Consider the following 14,938-nt stretch of genomic DNA (forward strand, 5'->3'; position numbering starts at 1 on the left):
TTAAATGTAGGGCGATTATACCTTGAGTCGCCTAGACAAAACACAGCGCAATCAGGGACTTTTGTGAGGCTTTGTTTCTTGGGATTTAAGGGCGTTTGGAATTCAAGAGCGCTTGGAATTCAAGGGTGCTTGGAATGTGAAAGTGCCTGAAATGTGATAACGCCTGACAGGGGGCGATCAGGCAGAAGCATAGCTAACTGATCGGAAGAATGCCTTCGAGTGGGCTGTGCATTTTCAGGGTTTGTTTGAGCTTTTCTGAAAGCAGGCTTTCAGAAAGCCTGGGAACACGGGTTTGGTCGGTTTCGTAGTTGTTTTGTTGCCAGTGTTTGGAAAAATCCGCCAGGGATTCATCGCAGTGCAGTTGTCTGGTTTTACTGGATAAGGTTGCGATGCCTTCAATGTGGTTGCTCCAACTGAATCTTTCCACGTCATTGAATGTGAAATGTTCGTCTACATGGCGATCGCTAAGCGCAATTAAAGCCTGCATCAGGCCATACATCATTTCATTGCAGTTCATCTGTGCAAGGGTAAAGCTCAGGTGCCGGGTGGTTTTCAGTTCTGGCAGCTTAGTATTTTCAGACGGTAACACGTTTAGCTCGACCAACCATGAACCGGTTGTTCTTTGCTCAAATGAATGAATGGAGAATTGAGCATGGTCGAAACGTATTTTTTCGAGTTGCTGAGCAATTTCTATCGAGGTGGTGCATTTTTGATTTGGTTGATAGCTTTGTAAGAACGGCTTACAGCGAACCAATAACGGGATGTCATGATGGTTGTTGAACGGAGTGGTCGTTCGGCCATGTTTTGAAAAGCGAAATAACTCTCTTACTTCGTGCTCTCTGGCCTTTTTAACAGCAAGAAATGCGGTCTGAATGATTTCAGAAGAGGGCAGTTGAGGTTCGACACGCCATTTTCGGCCATAAACGATTTTGGCGTTTGGCTGTTCATCCAGTGGTTGGTAGTTGTCGTAGCCGATGATACCGACCTGAAGATAAATGCCTGAAGTGTCTTCGGAGACGAAAATCGGGTATTTATCACAATAATGGAGCTTCAATACTAAGGCCTCAACCGATGCCAACGTGTGCTGATAGCTTAAATAATGTTGTGGTATGCAACGCAAACCGCCGTCTAATTCGGCGTGAGGTGCATTGTTTAAGGCTATCTCGCCTTGCAACAGTGGTTCAACTTTTTTCATCCAGGCTGCTTCACTATTATTAATGGTTGATGGTTCGTTGGTCTTGTTACGTGTAAAACTGTGTTTTGGATTTCTTTTAATTATTTAAAGGTTTACTAAATACTTCCGTTCTAATGGACATTAATGTGTGTATTTTGTTCGTTGCTTTTTGTTATGGCACTTTGTTACTTGTAGTTATGGGCTACTAGGCTGCTCTTTGGTTTGTTCTGAATGCATTCTAATCTTCATTGTTGTCGTCGGTAATTCGTAATATTTGCGAGTTCTTGTTGCATATATGCAACAAGTTTTTGTAAGTTGAATCGGTAGACTGTGTGTTTGTCTTATTGAATGGTCTGATTTGGTTGTTTCAAAATTTAAATGCAGGAAACCCTATGTTGAACTGGGATGATTTGAAGTTTTTTCTGGCAGTTTGCCGAACGGGCTCGGTTCGGGCTGCAGCTCAGTTGTTGGGGGTGAATCACGCAACAGTATCTCGTCGCATCAATAGCTTTGAGTTGTCTTTGGGGCAGCGGTTGTTCGATCGTTCAGCCAAAGGGTATGTCAGAACAAAGCTAGGCGATGAGATTTTTAATGAGGCGTCTTATCTTGAAGATCGATTAAATACGGTTGAACGTAAAATTGCAGGTAAAGATGAAAACTTAGCTGGCGATATCCGAATAACCATGCCCGATCTGTTGGCGCAAAAACTGTTTATGCCTGCTATCGCTGAGTTTTGTCGTCTTTATCCGGCGGTGGAGCTTGATTTTGCAATGACCAACGAACCCCTCAATCTTGCCAACCGTGAAGCCGATGTGGCGATTCGGGTTTGTTCTGATCCGCCGGAGTACCTTATAGGAAGAAAGCTTGCAGAAATGCATCGGGCGCCATACGTTGCCAAAAGTAGTTGCCCGAAAGTCATTGATTCAGATTTTGAGGCCCGGTTTAATTGGATTGGCTGGACGGACAAGGTTCGCCGTCCAGTGGGGAAATTAGCCAGAGATTACCCCCGTTTTTCAGCTAAGCATAAACTTGGCGACACCTTTCTTCAGGCTCAGTTTTGTGCGTTGGGGATGGGGGTTTCCATTTTGCCATGTTTTGTGGGCGACCCTGATCCGGCGTTGGTTCGGATACCGCCTTATTCAACGGATACCCGGCACGATATCTGGATTCTGAGCCACCCGGATTTAAGAAAGAACGCTAAGATCCAGGCGTTTGTTCGACATATTACTGAGTTCAGTGAAAGCGTGAAGCCCCTGATTGAAGGTCAGGCGTTCACGCCTTCTTAACGTCGAAGCAATCGGTTTACGGAGTTTTACTTCCTACGAATGTCTGGTTGGATGTGTCTTCTTGTCGGCCATAGGTTTTCTCAACGTAGTTTGGTCCTTTGTACAAAATTTTGAAGTCTTTATGGCGGATGATGTCCTTCGTCATACAAATAAATTCATCGGTACATAACCTGATCGGGTTGAGTGTCGTTGGCTGCCGGGTGGTTAAGCCGTATTTGATTTTGCCCGCGTTGTCTTCGTCCACAAAGGTACCAAACAGTTTATCCCAGATGATTAACACTCCGGCAAAGTTGGTATCAATTTGCTTAGGGTTACTGCCGTGGTGTACTCGGTGATGTGACGGTGTATTGAAGAACTTTTCCCACCATCCCATTTTCTTAACCACTTCAGTATGAATAAAGAACTGGTATGCAAGGTTCAGCTCAATGGCAATGATGGCCCAGTCTTTATCAAAACCAATAAGTGCAATCGGTAACCACCAAATAAGCCAACCGAAATTCAGATCATAAATAAAGTTCTGGCGTAATGCCGTTGAAAAGTTCATTCGGGTGGAAGAGTGGTGGGTCACGTGGCCAGTCCATAACCAACGAATGTTATGCATGGCTCTGTGATACCAATAGAAAACAAAATCGACCGCAAAGAAAATTAATAAAATACTCCAGATGCCATCGTTAGGTGTGTACTGAAAACCAAACTGATAAACGTAGTCATACAGTCCGGTAATCACGACGGCGATGAGAATACCGTCCACGATCTTATACATGGCTCCGGTCGTGATGCTGGCCAGGGTTTCTTTGAAGTCGTAGATGTCGGTACGACCCTTTTTATGCCAGTAATAGGCTTCAGCAATGATGATTCCGACGAAAAAAACACCAAAGGTAATAATGAAACCGATGGCATGAAGTAAATCAGACATGTGTCCTCCAAACTAAGTACATTCCCCGGCTTGTCAGGTTTCTGGTTGCCGGGTCATTCATTTTTTATTGTTGATGTTGGGTATATTAGTTGGGCGTTGCCAGAAGTTATTGACCATTTGGGTCTAATAATTGACAATCTGAGCCACTGACGTTTTCTTAAAGACTTCTATAGATATTTATATGCTGAACAACCTGCTTATTACTTCGGATGTTTCCTCGTTTCTGACCGACTTCTTGGCTGGAATGCGTGATGATGGCCGTTTAGCGCCAGTGGATATAGCGTGGTTGAAAACAGAGATTCACGCTATTTCTTCAGATAAGCACTTGTCTTTTGAGCGTTGGTGGCAAATTCTTGAGAGGCTGGAACAGCGATTAAAACTACCGGCGATTGGTCTGGAGATTGGGAAATTTGTAAAAGTAGAGCACTTTGGGTGTTTGGGGTATTTACTGAAAACCAGCCGGAACCTTGAGCAGGCTTTACGCTGTTTTGAACGCTTTCAGCGCTTACTTTATGACGGCAATAAAGCGACGTTGGAGTTTGATTGGTCGGATGCTGATAATCCTCAGGCGTTTCTTGTCTGGCAAGCTGATTTTGGGTATTCCAGTCAGATATCGGACGAATTACTCATCTCTTCATTGATTGCAATGTCTCAGGATTTGTTGGAAATACAGCCGGATATGGCGCTGCGCCCGACGCGTATTGACTTTACCAATCCAATAGCACCTGAGTTGCAGCCCTTATACCTTGAATACTTTGATTGTGAAGTCCGGTTTTCTCAACCGAATTTAAGAGTGGGATTTCCGGCGCGGTTGTTCGAACTTCCGATCATAGGAAGCGATGAGAATCTTCATCAGCTGCTAAATTCACAAGCCCTTAATTTATTGAATCAAGCGCCTGACGCGGATTCAAATTCAATCGCAAGTCTGCATTCCGTATTAGCCCGGTGTCTTCATGAGGGCGACCCGACGGTAGAAGCGGTGGCAGAAAAATTACATATGTCGACCCGAAGCCTGCACCGAAGATTAAAAGAGAATGGGCTGGTGTTCCGAAATGTGCTTAGGGAAACACGTAAAACCTTAGCCAGGCAATACTTGGCAGACGATAAAATCAGTTTGCCTGAAATAGCATTGATGTTGGGCTATTCTGAACAGAGTGCTTTCAATCGTGCATTTCGCCAATGGTTGGGTGAATCTCCTGCCAAGTTCAAGAAAGCACTCTGATTTTCAGTCTCTGACCGGGATGTTTCTGCGGATGGATATTGTGCTGAATATTATTGTGCTGAATAGCTTTGTGCTGAATAGCAGTGTGCGGATTGGTGTTGATGTTGTATGAGATGTTTCTTGTTCTTATGTCTGTTTTCAATGTCGATTTTTGTGAGTGGCAGGGAGATTATTTACCCTAAGCCTGAGTCCTCGTTTGATGAGCGAACCCGCTATCCAGTAAAGATGCTTCATTTGGCCATTCGTAAAGCAGGTCAAAATCTGGTCATAAAACCGAGCAATAAATTAATGACTCAAGGGCGAGCATTATTGCAGTTGAGTAAAGGCCTGGATGTGGATGTGGTTTGGACGATGACCTCAAAAGAAAGGGAGGCCATGTTAGAACCCATTCGGATTCCTATCTATAAGGGACTGATTGGCTGGCGTTTATTTTTGATTGAACAAAGTTACGAAGATGCTTTCTTTCAGGCAGAAACGACGTTCGATTTAAAAAGTTACCGTCTCATTCAGGGGCATGATTGGCCAGACACCGAAATTCTCAGGAGCAATGGTTTTGACGTCGTTGGTGCGCCTTATTATTCGACCATTTTTGATATGGTGGTGGGTGGCAGAGCAGACTTATTTCCACGTTCTATTGTAGAAATCTGGGATGAAGCCAGAATACAAGCATCAAAACGGATTGTGGTGGAATCCAACCATTTGGTGCGATACCCCACGGCCTTTTATTTTTTTGTGAATAAAGACGATCGGGCATTAAAAAAATTATTGGAAGACGGGCTTTTAAAGGCCATCAAAGACGGCAGTTTTGATCAAATGTTTTATGAGCAACATCAGCAGTATCTGGATCAGGCCGATTTAACCAACCGAATCATTCATGATCTCGATAATCCGCTTTTACCTGCGTTGACACCTTTGGAGAACAAGAACTATTGGTTTTCAATTAAGTGATTGTAAATGAGGCTGGTGAATAAATTGCGATGAAAGGCTCTCAGCAGAGAGCCTTTCATCGTTGAGGCTGGGTTTAGAAAACGCCTAACGTCTTAAGGAACTCAACAATTTTATCTCTGTCTTCTTGCTGAAGATCGAAGAACTCATCACGAACGTCGCGTGCTTCACCGCCATGTTGGTAAACCGCTTCAGTAATGGTGGTCAGATCACCTCGGTGACCATACGGATCACTGTCTGCAACGTCCCACAGCTTACGCGTCAGGAATACTTCAGTAGGGCGAGGTTCACCGGGTACTGTGAAATCATCTGCTGAGGCGAAACCAATCAAGCTGCCTTGAGTCAGCTGCTCATTACAGAAGTGATTGTAATCGTCGTCACACAGGTTATGACGTTTAAGGTCAGTAAAGGCTTTGATGATCGCACCTTGTCTGTGACGCTTAAGAAGTGAATTACCTTCATTGAATCGAGTCATGTCCCAAGTCAAAAGCTCAGAAACTTCTTCTACTTTCAGGTTTCCATTCGGGTTATAAGGGTTTGGCTCAGAAAATTCACGTGAGGCCAGTTTCATTTCAGGCACGTGACAGCTATTACAGCCAACTTCTGAGAAAAGTTGCTCGCCTTCACGGGCTGCTTTTCTGCGAATCGGGTTCAATGACAGCTTTTGTTTTGGTGCTGGCAGTGTTGCTTGGTAAACCGTGGCCGCCGTTACATCACCTACTGACAGTTCGTTTTCAACACCGTCCTGATCCGGGTCAGTATTTTCGCCGAATCGCTCGGTGGTTTGTATTCCGTGGTGGTGGTTCATGGCGTTGTTGGTGAACTGACGTAAAGAAACAACGGCACCTTTCTGGTGGAAAGGTTTAATGATCAGATCCCAGTCGACACCTTCGATGTTGGTTGGGTCAACTTTGCCTTCTGGCGTTACAGTAATGGAGCCGAAGGAAACCCCTTTTGCTTCTAACGGTTTAGTGACACTCATGTTGGAGTATGCAGCTTCCATTTTTGCATCTTCACGAATGGTGATCAGCTCTTCTGTCATTTCACGGGCAAGCATTTCAATTGGGCCAGCGCCAAACATACCCAAAGTGTTTCGCTCATTACTGAACTCCGGAGAAATAGACTCGGTCACTGGGTCAAGAGTCTGGGCCAGAACAAATACGTTGGCAACGAAGTCGCCTGCGCCACCTGAAGATGGCTGATTGTGACAACCGGCACATGCATTCGCATCCGGGCCGGATGTTCTTAGAAATTCAGGTTGACCGTGAGGGTCACGTGGTGCACCGCCACCCGTAGTTGCGGGACGGCCTCGACCATCCAGTTCATTAAAGCGGGCATCAAATACAACTTTACCGTGCTTTATGATTTTCTTCAGATGCAGGTTACCAGCCTCAATGTCTTCTTGGCTCATGTGTTTTTCAACCGCAGGACGTTCACCAATGACGGTATCTTCAAAAAACTTGGCCGAGGCCTGGCCGGAGAGAGCTAACCCCGTTAGTGCAAATGCACTTGGTATCAATACGCTTAGTTTCTTCATTTTTGTTCCTTAGTGCCTCTCATGTTGGCTAATCACCTTTTTTATCTTTGGCTTCAGTCAAAGGAAGGTTATGAGGGCTTATGTGCTAATCAAGTTTGTTGTTTCGTATCTTGCTGATGGATTCACCCCCAACGCCCCAGTTGTCTGTATTAATCTCTTCAATGACGACATGAGTGCTACTGGCTGGCTTACCTAAAACATCAGTTAAGATTTGTGTGGTTTTTTTTATTAGTTCTTCTTTCTGAGTCTTAGTCACTCCTGTGTCGGTCAGTTTAATGTTGATGAAAGGCACGATGTTTTCCTCTTTTTGTAACAGGTTATCTGGCGCGCTCATGGTAAAAGCTTTGTTGGCAAATAAATTGTTAACTGTGTCACAGAAAATCCAACTTTGGATTTAATAATTAAGTACCAGAAAAAAATAAAATCATTTAAAAACAGTTACTTAGTATGAGAGGGAGGGGTTAAGGATGACTTAACAGTGAGTTCAATTATTAGCGATTGTTGGGGGGGCTTGAATCACTAGAATGGCCTGGTCAGGTGATCGTATTTGCTTGCTTGAGAACAACTAAAGAGAAGTAACTTAATACTTCCCATAACACTAGCGATAAATCAAGACACGAAGGAAGAATACCCGATGAAACTGAAAAAAATTGCAATGGGCTTAGGATGTTTAGCTGTATCTACCATGACAATGGCTGGCTCTTACTCGGTTTTTCCTGGCTACGTTGCCCATGGAATTAACACCTACAACGGATCTCCTATTGGTGATTACAGTGTGGTAGCGCCTGGTGTAGGCATGCTGAACTCTGAAACAGCGATTTTAGAAATTGGTGCTTTGGCTGCTGAAGGCAGCTTTGATAGCCAGCAAATTACACCATACACGGATCGTAACACGCCATTGGCGACGACTCGTTCCTTCTTTGATTTCTTTGTGCCTGGTGGCGAGATTGATGAGACGACAGTCAATGTTACTTTGGACGAAATCGGTACAAACTATTTCGGTTTTACTGCACCGGAAGATCGTGTTGTTGCGGGTAACTTTGAAGATTCGGCCAGCGAGCCTTCTATTTACCGTGCTAAAGGCGTGAATGAATCTCCAACCGTAGGCGAGTGGGAAGACATTCAAGGCAAGATGACTGTGGTTGAGCGTCGTAACGGTAAGAGCATTGTTCGTATTACTATCCGCGAAGCACTGCCGAACAGCATTTATACTTTGTGGGATGTAGGCATTAAGAATCCTTCAACTGAAACCGCTGCTGGTTATGCCGTTCCGTTAGGTGGCTTACCTAATGCGATGATCACTGATAACAACGGCTGTGCTTATAAAGAAATCGAGATGGCTTATTCTCCGGCCCGTTCTTGTGAAGCAGGTGAAGCGTCATGTTCAGCTTATATCTCTGCGTTCTACCATTGGGATGCACAGGTATACGGAGGCGCACCTGCCGGTACTTGGTCTAAATTGCCAACGGGTATTTATGCGGGTAACCAAATGGTTTTCCCAACCTCTGGCGAGTTGCTTCAGGAGCCTGTCACAGAGTTGTCTAAGCCTTCTATTCACGGCTGCTATCCAAAATTTTCACGTAAAAAATAATCACTGATTTTTTTGTAGTTCATCTCATGCACTTGAGCCAAGACTGTGAGGTCTGAAAGGTTCAAGGGCATGAGCTTGAACGGATGTTGTTGAATTTTGCTTGGAACTTTGGGTACGAACGGATGAACGAAGATTTAACCTTTGACAAGGTATTGAATGAATTAAGTGGCACAGGCAAGGGAATGATTTCCCATACCGAGTGCAAAACGTATTTAAGACATGGCCATCCTTGTTTAGGTGTCGATTGGATCAAAGACCATGATTTTGAAGCCGGGTGGGTTCATGCCGTACGTGGTATTTCCATTTCAGACCCTGTGTTTGCCGGGCATTTTGATGATGCAGCCATGTATCCCGGGACGAATCTGACGCAAGACATTAACCAAATAGCGACGATTCTGTTTACCGCAATGACCGGGAAAATGAACGGTGAAGTGACGGCATTTAAGAATATTAATTCAGATTATGGCCACCCGATTCCTCCGGGGTGCGTTTTGGATTTTGCAGTGTGGGCTCTTGATAATGGTGCCAATAAAACCATGACGGTTCGCCTGGAAGGCAAGATCAGGGACTTTCCTTATTACGATCAACCGAACAAATACGGCCTTACGTTTAAACCGGCAATTCAAGTAACTTCTGAAATTGTACGTGCGAAGCGACGCATTTACGACGGAATCTGGATGTAATTCGTCCGAAGCCTTAATAACCATATTTTTTACATATTGTTAGTGGATTATTGGCTTGTAGCTGAGAGACGGTGACAACGGCACACCTTGATGGAGGGGTTAAAAATGAATGAGTTAGATGCAAAAGATGTTTTGAATCGTTACATGGACGGTAAAGACAATGTTAAGCCTGATGTCCTTGAAGCTTCGTTCTCAGATGACGGCATTGTTACGTTTGAAATTAATACGCCAAATATATCTTTCCCTGATGAGATTGTTGGTAATAAGCGTATATCGGAAGTCATGTTCGGCGATTTCCATGAGCTCTTTGGCCAGGTGAAGAGTTATTACCTTGATCAGAACTTCAGCCAACTTAACGAATGCAAAGTGGTTGATCAGCACTGGCTTGTATCGATGAGAGAGAAAGCATCCGGCAATACCAGAATTGGCAGTGGAACTTACAACTGGTTGTTTGAACAGCAAAATCAAACCTGGGTTATTAAGCGTGTTCATATCGTGATTGACCACATGGTTTCGTTCGAAGAAAACTCGGGTTGGTTAGATCGCTTGCAAGCGGAGTTATCTGACTACCCGTGGGCTGAAAAGCCAACCATGATGGGGTTGATCAGTTCTCAACCTGAATTATCGAATATTTTAGAGTACCTGAAGCGGTAACAGGACGTTGAACTCATCCACCGGACATGGTGTTACAGGAATAAAGAACATGGAAATTACTCGGTTTTTATCAAATCTTGAAGCCAATCATAATGTTGTTTTATCCGAATTTCAGGCGTCGCTGACTGGCAGAGAACTGTACTATTCGATATCTGAATTCGCAGCTGAGTTGGAAAATTCGGGCTTTGAAAAAGGCTCAGCTGCACTGGTCAGGATGACAAACTCAATTTCATCGGTTATTGCTTTCTTTGGTGTATTAAAGGCTGGTGGTGTGGTGTTCGTTGGCAACCCCTATGATCCCATTCCTCGTGTATGCCAGGTGATTAAACAGTTTGGCGTGGAATGTTTTTTTGCTGATAAACCTTCGGTTTTTGCTGTGCAAAATACGTTTGCAATGCAGGTAATTGAGTCGGAAGTAAATGAGCACCTTAATGGGAGAATGTTCTCTTATTCATTATCTAAGGTAAATGAGCCTGCGATTGCGGAATCTAAAAAAGCATTAAATCCGATTACTGACGCCCAAGTGGCCATTTTTAGTTCAGGCACAACGGGTCAACCGAAAGCAATTCTTCATTCCGCTCGCAATGTGTTCATTAATGCTCAGCGTCACTGCGATGCGGTGGGTTTAAGATCGGATGATGTGATCGCTGGCTTCCTGCCTATTTATTACAGTTATGGGTTGGTGGCGAATTTAATTGCAAGCTTGGTGAAAGGGTCAAAATTTGTATTCCAGGCCCGGTCGTCTCAACTTGATCCTCTCTGGGCGAATGAGAACAAAATCTCCGTGCTGGCTCTTACACCCTATTTCGGCCAGCGTTTGGATGTGGATATTCCTTCGCTTCGGATGCTGACGTTTGGTGGCGATGCATTAAGCTCGGAAGCGGCCAATATTCTGAAATCAAAGTTTGCTGGTTGTGAACTTTACAGCACCTATGGTTTGACGGAAGCAGGCCCGAGAGTCGCTTCCTGGCGTTTTGACCACCAGGACATTCCTTCCGGTTTGATCGTTCCTTTGGGAGAACCTCTCGCAGGCTGCGAGCTGGAGCTTTTGAGCCATTCCGATGATGCCACCGACCTTGGTGAGTTGGTGGTTAAGACATCAACTCGCACTCTGGGTTATTTCTACGGCGTTGAGCGTGGCGTCGAGATGCCTGATTGGCCGGAAGGTAAGGTGAAAACCGGAGACCTTTTCATGAAGACCAATGAGCACTTTTATTTTGTGTCTCGTGATAAGGAGATGATCGTTCAGAATGGCGAGAAGCTGTTTCCTCCAGTCATTGAGTCCATCATCAGACATATAGATGGTGTCATTGATGTACGAGTGGAAGGGATATTTGATCAGGAAAAAGGCCAGATTGCCCGAGCGAAGATACACGCCGACATTGAAATTCCGGCCTCAAAGTTACGCCGAAGCTTACTGAAAGAGCTGCCTCATGCCTCCATTCCGGCGGATTTTGTGTTTGTTGATCACATCGAGCGGTCTGCGACCGGTAAGAAGTTAACCAAAGCAGTAAAACATGAAGGTCAAGGTACTGAGCCAGCAGTTTGAACCAAATCATTAATAGATTAGATACTAGGAATTATTATGTCTGATAAGAAAGAACTAGAAGCGACATTAAAAACTTTTTTGAAAGATGAGCTGATGCTGAGTCAGATTGAGTTTATGGGTAATAAGGATGATTTATCTTTAGACAGTTTGGCTCAAACTGAGCTGCGGATTTTTCTGGAAGAGGAGTTTGACCTGGATATCAGTATGGAGGCTATGCCTGTGTCTGTGACGCAAACCCTGGAAAACTTAATTAATCATGTAGATCAACAAATTAAAGTGACGGCGTAAATTTTTGATTGGTCGTTTATTTCGTTAATCGAACGTGACAAGCCGACCTTGGTCTGATTGAAAACGGTTGATGTTTTTCTGAGCGATATCAATGAAGCGCTTTACTTTACCGGGAACTTTCCCGTGGTATGGATGAATCGCATGAATGGGCCATAACGTACATTTTACATCCGGCAATATTCGAGTGAGCCTGCCATCGTTCAGCGAATTAAAGGTACAAATGTCTGGCAACATGCCAATGCCAAACCCTTGTTCGATGAGGTTTAACGCGGCAGGCAAAGTGTTGGTCTTAATGTCCTGAGGTACAGAAAACACCTCTGTTTCAGTGGAACAGGATGCACTGTATTGAGTCAGTTTGCACTGAGGACGCATTTGCTGCCAGCAAGTTGCAACCCAGGTGTGAGATGCCAGATTAGCAATAGACAGAATGGGCGGGTGCTCCAGCAGGTATTTTGGGGAAGCACATATGATGTCTTCAAGTTGGCCGAGGCGCCTGGCCCGATAACTGCTGTCTTTCAGCTGGCCAATGTGTAACGCAATGTCGATGTTGTTTTTGATCAGGTCGAGCGGCTCATCATCAATAATGATGTTGGGCTTAATGTTGGGGAATTCAAGGCAGTATTCGGCCAACGTCGGAAGTACTACTTCTTGCTCAAGCGAGTGGGGTGCGGTGATGGTCAGTACACCTCTTGGTGTTTTTTCCAGCTCTTGAATTTCGTCAAACGCCATGTCGATCTGTTGTCGGATTTCAACGCAATATTGCAGGAAACGTTCGCCGGCCTCAGTGAGGGTTAACCCTCGGGTAGTGCGGTTCAGGAGCTGAACCTGCAGCGTTTTTTCCAGTTGACTTACATGCTGGCTGATTGCTGATTTGGTCAGGCCAAGCTGGTTTGCTGCCAGCGTAAATGAACCTTGTTTAGCAACTTCATGAAAAATGAGGAACCGAGGCAGGTCTTTTAGTTTATTCATGACTTGTTATAATTTTTTAGTATAAGTGGAGGGGTATTTAATGGCTTTTTGAATGGTTCGTCAATGATAAATTTCGAAGTGTTTTCCGCGATTCTTTTTGCGAAGCACGTACTGTGAGTTAGCACACAAAAATATTTCATTTTTGCCACGGGAGGCACTATGAAATCGAGAAATAGCCAAATAACTATAAATAATAAAATTGCTTTAATAATAATTGGATTACTGACTTTCGTACCTTCCTATGCCCATGTTCGCTGGTTTGTGGATTCTTCTGATGAGGTGTTGTCGTTTGAGTGGACCGGCGTTTATTACTTACTGATTGCGCTGGCATTTGTGTTTGCAGCCGTCTGTTTTGCTGTTGACCGAAAGCTATCCCCTCTTTATCGGGGCGCTTTTTTTAATACTTGGCCAAAGGTGGATCAGTGGCGTTTGTTGGCGTATGGCTGCGGTGGCACACTTATTTGGATCAGCTTTGAAAACATATTTTTAGCGCCAAACATTGTTATTACTCAGGATTTAGAAACCTACCTGATCATCCAGGCCGTTTGTGGTGTTGCCTTGGTTTCTTCCTTGCCGCCACGCTATTCTGGTGCTTTTCTGTTTGTACTTTGTTTTCTGGCAATGGATGCTGTAGCCGCCAGTTTATGGATTGATTATATCTTCGAGTTTATTGCCATCAGCATCGCGTTTTGCCTGAGCCATAAGTTTCCTTCAGTCGCTTTGCATGTTTTAAGGATTGGTCTGGGTATCCAGCTAATGGTATTGGCCATTCATAATAAATTAATGGAGCCTGCTCTGGGGCTTGAGTTCTTAACTCTGCACCCTTGGAATTTTATGACCATGATGGGGCTCGAGGCTTTTAATGATTTATTGTTTGTGTTCTCAGCGGGTATTGCCGAACTGACGTTTGGTGTGTTGATTCTGTTAGGCATTGCTACTCGATTGGTAATTGTGGTTGTTTCCGGATTTTTTTTGATGACGTCCATTTTGCTCGGACTTCATGAACTGGTTGGCCATGTACCTATCATTGCCTGTTGCTTGGTTTTATTTTCACTGGGTGGCGGAGAAAGTTTGTTCAGTGTCTTTACCAAGGCTGTCGAACATATTATGTCTCCATTGCCGGTTAGGCACGCCGAAAAATAAAGGCTCCGGGGTAAGGTGGCTGAGCGTTATCCCGGCTGGCATAACCTCCTTTTTTGGTGTTTTCAGCAAGAAACGGGTCGTGTTTTAAGGGTTAAATCAGTACATTAATGTACTCAGATTTTGTTTGCTGCGACGACCTATGACTTCTGATTATTCGAGAATAGAAAAAGCCATTGAGTTTATCCACGCCCATAAACTCAAACAGCCTCTATTAAGTGAGGTTGCAGCGCATGTTCACCTGAGCGAACATCATTTTCAACGAATGTTCTCTCGGTGGGCAGGCATCAGCCCTAAGCGGTATCTTCAGTTTTTAACACTTGAACATGCCAAAGTGCAGCTTGAGGCGAATGTATCTGTGGTGGAGTCTGCTTTCGCTGCAGGCTTATCGGGCAGTAGTCGCTTGCATGATTTGTTCATATCAATGGAAGGGGTGACACCCGGTGACTTCAAGACAGACGGTGAGGGCCTGTTCATTCGTTATGGGTTTCATGAGACGCACTTTGGTTTTTCGTTTGTGGCAACAACGGACCGGGGTGTGTGTAAAGTTGATTTCATAAATAACAATGATAAGGAATGTTCAGCGGCGGTTTCCCAATTACAAAAGCTGTGGAAGAACGCAGAGTTAATTCATGACCAGTCAGCTACCTTGGGCGTTGCCGACGCCTTGTTCAGTGCCCAGCAGGATGCATTAACGCTGGTTGTGAAAGGCACGAACTTCCAGATTCAGGTATGGAAAGCCTTACTTAGTATCCCACCGGGAGCCGTTACAACCTATCAGGCGATAGCTAACGCCATAGGTAAACCCAAAGCGGTAAGAGCCGTGGCATCGGCCATAGGGGCCAATCCGGTTGCTCATCTTATCCCTTGTCATCGGGTTATTCGGGGCTCAGGTGAGCTCGGTGGGTACCGTTGGGGGCTTCCCCGAAAAGCAGCGATGCTGGCCTGCGAATCGTCATAAATTACACGATTCTGCTTTATTTA

General features: G+C 44.7%; 15 protein-coding genes. 10 read left to right on the forward strand and 5 right to left on the reverse strand.

Going from position 1 to position 14,938, the window contains the following annotated elements:
* Positions 1-193: 193 nt before the first annotated feature.
* Complete coding sequence (locus tag ABD744_RS05420; RefSeq protein WP_344796224.1) at positions 194-1,195, reverse strand: hypothetical protein; 1,002 nt, start codon at positions 1,193-1,195, stop codon at positions 194-196.
* 371 nt (positions 1,196-1,566) lie between these two features.
* Between ABD744_RS05420 and ABD744_RS05425 the strand changes: the two genes are divergently transcribed.
* On the forward strand, positions 1,567-2,460 hold the full coding sequence (locus tag ABD744_RS05425) for a LysR family transcriptional regulator (RefSeq protein ID WP_344796226.1): 894 nt from the start codon (positions 1,567-1,569) through the stop codon (positions 2,458-2,460).
* A gap of 16 nt (positions 2,461-2,476) precedes the next feature.
* Here ABD744_RS05425 and ABD744_RS05430 read toward each other — a convergent pair whose 3' ends face one another.
* Positions 2,477-3,376, reverse strand: coding sequence for a sterol desaturase family protein (locus ABD744_RS05430; protein ID WP_344796228.1), 900 nt, complete (start codon positions 3,374-3,376; stop codon positions 2,477-2,479).
* Between the two features lie 181 nt (positions 3,377-3,557).
* Here ABD744_RS05430 and ABD744_RS05435 point away from each other — a divergent pair, with 181 nt between their 5' ends.
* Both ABD744_RS05435 and ABD744_RS05440 read left to right on the forward strand, forming a co-directional pair.
* Positions 3,558-4,598: an AraC family transcriptional regulator ligand-binding domain-containing protein gene (locus tag ABD744_RS05435; RefSeq protein ID WP_344796230.1), complete on the forward strand. Its 1,041-nt coding sequence runs from the start codon at positions 3,558-3,560 to the stop codon at positions 4,596-4,598.
* 141 nt (positions 4,599-4,739) lie between these two features.
* The gene (locus tag ABD744_RS05440) at positions 4,740-5,546 is read left to right on the forward strand and encodes a hypothetical protein (protein WP_344796232.1); all 807 of its coding nucleotides are present in this window, start codon (positions 4,740-4,742) and stop codon (positions 5,544-5,546) included.
* Between the two features lie 73 nt (positions 5,547-5,619).
* Here the strand turns inward: ABD744_RS05440 and ABD744_RS05445 are convergent, their stop codons facing one another.
* Together ABD744_RS05445 and ABD744_RS05450 are read right to left on the reverse strand one after the other, a co-directional pair.
* Positions 5,620-7,080 carry a cytochrome c family protein gene (locus ABD744_RS05445; RefSeq protein ID WP_344796234.1) on the reverse strand — a complete coding sequence of 487 codons (1,461 nt, stop codon included), beginning with the start codon at positions 7,078-7,080 and terminating at the stop codon, positions 5,620-5,622.
* Between the two features lie 85 nt (positions 7,081-7,165).
* Entirely contained in the window at positions 7,166-7,414 is a 249-nt protein-coding gene (locus ABD744_RS05450; protein WP_344796236.1) for a tautomerase family protein, read from the reverse strand.
* A 300-nt stretch (positions 7,415-7,714) separates the two neighbouring features.
* Between ABD744_RS05450 and ABD744_RS05455 the strand changes: the two genes are divergently transcribed.
* The 5 genes from ABD744_RS05455 (at position 7,715) to ABD744_RS05475 (ending at position 11,845) form a co-directional block, all read left to right on the forward strand.
* Entirely contained in the window at positions 7,715-8,671 is a 957-nt protein-coding gene (locus tag ABD744_RS05455; RefSeq protein WP_344796238.1) for a hypothetical protein, read from the forward strand.
* Positions 8,672-8,793: 122 nt separating this feature from the next.
* Positions 8,794-9,354 carry a hotdog family protein gene (locus ABD744_RS05460; protein WP_344796240.1) on the forward strand — a complete coding sequence of 187 codons (561 nt, stop codon included), beginning with the start codon at positions 8,794-8,796 and terminating at the stop codon, positions 9,352-9,354.
* Between the two features lie 105 nt (positions 9,355-9,459).
* On the forward strand, positions 9,460-10,008 hold the full coding sequence (locus tag ABD744_RS05465) for a hypothetical protein (protein ID WP_344796242.1): 549 nt from the start codon (positions 9,460-9,462) through the stop codon (positions 10,006-10,008).
* Between the two features lie 49 nt (positions 10,009-10,057).
* On the forward strand, positions 10,058-11,557 hold the full coding sequence (locus ABD744_RS05470; protein ID WP_344796244.1) for a class I adenylate-forming enzyme family protein: 1,500 nt from the start codon (positions 10,058-10,060) through the stop codon (positions 11,555-11,557).
* Between the two features lie 36 nt (positions 11,558-11,593).
* A complete protein-coding gene (locus tag ABD744_RS05475; RefSeq protein WP_344796246.1) occupies positions 11,594-11,845 on the forward strand; it encodes an acyl carrier protein in 252 nt (83 codons plus the stop codon).
* Positions 11,846-11,869: 24 nt separating this feature from the next.
* Here the strand turns inward: ABD744_RS05475 and ABD744_RS05480 are convergent, their stop codons facing one another.
* Complete coding sequence (locus ABD744_RS05480) at positions 11,870-12,814, reverse strand: LysR family transcriptional regulator (protein WP_344796248.1); 945 nt, start codon at positions 12,812-12,814, stop codon at positions 11,870-11,872.
* A 159-nt stretch (positions 12,815-12,973) separates the two neighbouring features.
* Between ABD744_RS05480 and ABD744_RS05485 the strand changes: the two genes are divergently transcribed.
* Both ABD744_RS05485 and ABD744_RS05490 read left to right on the forward strand, forming a co-directional pair.
* Positions 12,974-13,957 carry a hypothetical protein gene (locus ABD744_RS05485; RefSeq protein WP_344796250.1) on the forward strand — a complete coding sequence of 328 codons (984 nt, stop codon included), beginning with the start codon at positions 12,974-12,976 and terminating at the stop codon, positions 13,955-13,957.
* 139 nt (positions 13,958-14,096) lie between these two features.
* Entirely contained in the window at positions 14,097-14,915 is an 819-nt protein-coding gene (locus ABD744_RS05490; protein ID WP_344796252.1) for a bifunctional transcriptional activator/DNA repair enzyme AdaA, read from the forward strand.
* Positions 14,916-14,938: the final 23 nt, after the last annotated feature.

Origin of the sequence: Litoribacillus peritrichatus (assembly GCF_039537985.1) — a bacterium.
GTDB lineage: Bacteria > Pseudomonadota > Gammaproteobacteria > Pseudomonadales > Litoribrevibacteraceae > Litoribacillus > Litoribacillus peritrichatus.